Below are 2,677 nucleotides of genomic sequence, written 5' to 3' on the forward strand. Positions count from 1 at the left end.
GTCGGGCGCCGTTATTCGTTTGCCCTCTCCCCCTCCGGGGGAGAGTTGGAGAGGGAAAGCACAAGATCACCTCAAACCCCCCACTGCCATGCCGCTTTTCAGGGAAGAGGATCGCCAGGCTAACCTTGATCCCGATAGTTCACCCGCCGGAACCCTCAATCCAGCACCCGCTTCCCATAGGCAAAATGCCCGCCCCAATACGGCCCGTCGATGTCGTCCAGCCGCACCGTGCCGCCGCTGTTCGGCGCGTGCACGAAGCGGCCCTTGCCGACGTACACGCCGACATGGCTGATCGCGCCGCCGATGTCGAAGAACACCAGGTCGCCACTGGCCAGCTGGGTCATCTGGCGCACCTTGCGGGCATCCATCGTGGCCATCTCGTGCGAGGTGCGCGGCAGCTGGATGTTGGCGGCGGTGCGGTAGATGTAGTCGACCAGTCCGCTGCAGTCGAAGCCGCCGGCGGGCGTGTTGCCGCCCCAGCGGTACGGTGTGCCGACCAGGCCGATCGCGCGGAACAGGATGTCGTTCGCCTCGCCGGCGCTGGCGGCCGAAGGCACGCGCGGCGGCAGGCCGGCCAGTGCGGAGTGCGATGTTCCCGAGCCGGGTGGTCGCCGTTGCGGACCACTGGCGCACGCGGCCAGCAACAACACGGCCGCTAGCAGCAGTGCATGCCGCATGGCTCGATGCGTCGGCAACACGGCCGTTTCGGGAACGGAGGGGTTCTGCTGCATCAGACGACCTCGGGGTGCGACGCAGCGAGGTTATCAATTCGACAAATCACATGCAAATCAATTGATTCAATGTCTGTTTGAAGGGAAACCCTTAACCAGGGCCGCTGCTGACGGCCAGGTTGAAACAGCAGCCCATTGCCGCATCGCTGGCCGCCGCAGGGTGGGTCGCGTCAGGGCCTCGCGACCACGATGGCGCGCTCGTTCAAGGTCCGCCCATCGGCACCACGCTGCGCAATCGGTAGGGCCGGGACGTGGGGCCTCGTTCACCATCACCAGGTGCCGGTTGCCGGCCAGCGTGTCGATGGCATCGACCGCGTCCACCGCCTGCCAGCGATCGGCTTGCGGGGCGGTCAATCCTTTTGGCAGTTCGTTGCGCAGCGGGAAATCGCGAACCGCCTCGCTGTAGAGCCCCAGTTCGTTTTCGCTGAAGGCCAGCATCTGCTGGGCGAGCAACTGGTCGTTGCCGGTCAACTGCGGCGTTGCCGCGATGAGGTATTCGTACCGGGCCAGTTCGCCGGTCAACGGCTGCAGCTCATCGAACAGGTTCGATGGCGCTCCCTTTTGCGCGGCGTGAGCACCGCTGCAAGCCATGGCAAGCGTCAGCAGGACCCATGTGGCGGCAGGATGCATGAGCTTTCCACCTGCAATGCGTTATGCGGGTCCGGACCGGGGTTCCACGATGCCACGCCAGGCAACGCCAGCGGCTTTCCGATGGCCTAGCGCTCGTTGACCGTGATGACCTGCTCAGCCAGGGTCCTGCCGCGAGTATCCCAGGCGCGCAGTCGATAACGGCCAGGTCGTAGATACAGCTTGCTTGTCGTGTCGCCCTGCATGAAGGCGTAGCGGTCGGCAGCGATGGCGTCGTTGCCTTCATCGACGTAGTGCGCGTCGACGACACAGGGCGTGGTGACCCGGCACAGGGTGGTGCTGATGGTGTACGGGTGGCGTTCGTCGTGCAAAGTGAGCCACTCCGGTCGTTGCGTGTTGACGAAGTGCGCCAGCATGGGCTGGTTGCGGACCATGTCGTGCACGATCGTCGAAGGCTGGGTGTAACCGCTCTCGACGGCGCGCTGGCCGGCGGCGGGTGGCAGCAGCACGTTGATGTCGTATTGCTCCGGATGTGCGCTCCATGGCTTGCCGGTGCTGCGGTCGAGCAGCACGAGGGGGCCCTTGGAAGGGAAGTTCCCGACCAGTGCCGTGTAGGGGTCCGCTTCGCTGGGAATCTGCTCGCGGAACTGGGTCTGATCGATCGACAGCGGTTCGATGCCAGTCAGCTGTTGCAGCTGCATGGCCATCGGTGCGGTGCTGCCCAGGCGCCCCTTGGCCTTGTCGATGTGTGCGTAGCCGGCATGGACGAACAGTCTGGCATCGGGGCTCCTGGCGAACACTTTCCGGTACAGGTTGTTGGCCTGCCCGGTCTCGCGCTCCTGCGTGCTGCGGCTGTCCACGTCGTAGGACACGACCTTGAAGCCCAGTCTGATCGCCGTGCGCACGATTTCGCCATACGAGGGTTCGTGCAGGTAGTCGCTGCCGCTGTCCGCGGTCGGATAGCCGCGGCCCATCAGGCTGGCGTCCTTGTCGAGCAACGCCTCGGCCGCGAAATGGTCGAAGCCGAGTGCGCGCAGGCGAGGCAGCAGGGCCAGCGTGAGCTGCCGGGTGTGGGCGTCATGGTGCGCCTCGTTGATCAGGACGATGCGGCGGTCGGCGGCCTGCCTGACGATGACGTCGGCGGCATCGGCGGCCTTCCACCGTGCCGCCGTGGGGATGGCGGTGTCCGCCGCCACGTGGCTCTTCAGCGGGAAGTCGCGCAATGCCTCGTTGTAGAGGCCTAGACCAACGAGGGAGTCCCCCCGGCTCTGCCGGGGAGGCAGTAGAAGTTTGACGTTTACAGGAGTCCATCGGGGAAACTCCAACTCGTGAGCCGCCAAGCACACGAGAGGAGAGTC

General features: G+C 65.4%; 3 protein-coding genes. All 3 read right to left on the minus strand.

What is annotated here, in order from left to right; genetic code table 11:
• Window positions 1-155 precede the first annotated feature (155 nt).
• A complete protein-coding gene (locus EPN31_RS16300; protein ID WP_291775754.1) occupies window positions 156-731 on the minus strand; it encodes a C40 family peptidase in 576 nt (191 codons plus the stop codon).
• Between the two features lie 66 nt (window positions 732-797).
• Window positions 798-1,361, minus strand: coding sequence for a hypothetical protein (locus EPN31_RS16305; protein ID WP_027493496.1), 564 nt, complete (start codon window positions 1,359-1,361; stop codon window positions 798-800).
• Window positions 1,362-1,447: 86 nt separating this feature from the next.
• Window positions 1,448-2,677, minus strand: a 1,230-nt coding sequence (locus EPN31_RS16310; RefSeq protein ID WP_291775765.1) for a hypothetical protein, incomplete at its 5' end; no start/stop codon positions are given.

Source organism: Castellaniella sp., assembly GCF_004321985.1.
Lineage (GTDB): Bacteria > Pseudomonadota > Gammaproteobacteria > Burkholderiales > Burkholderiaceae_B > Castellaniella.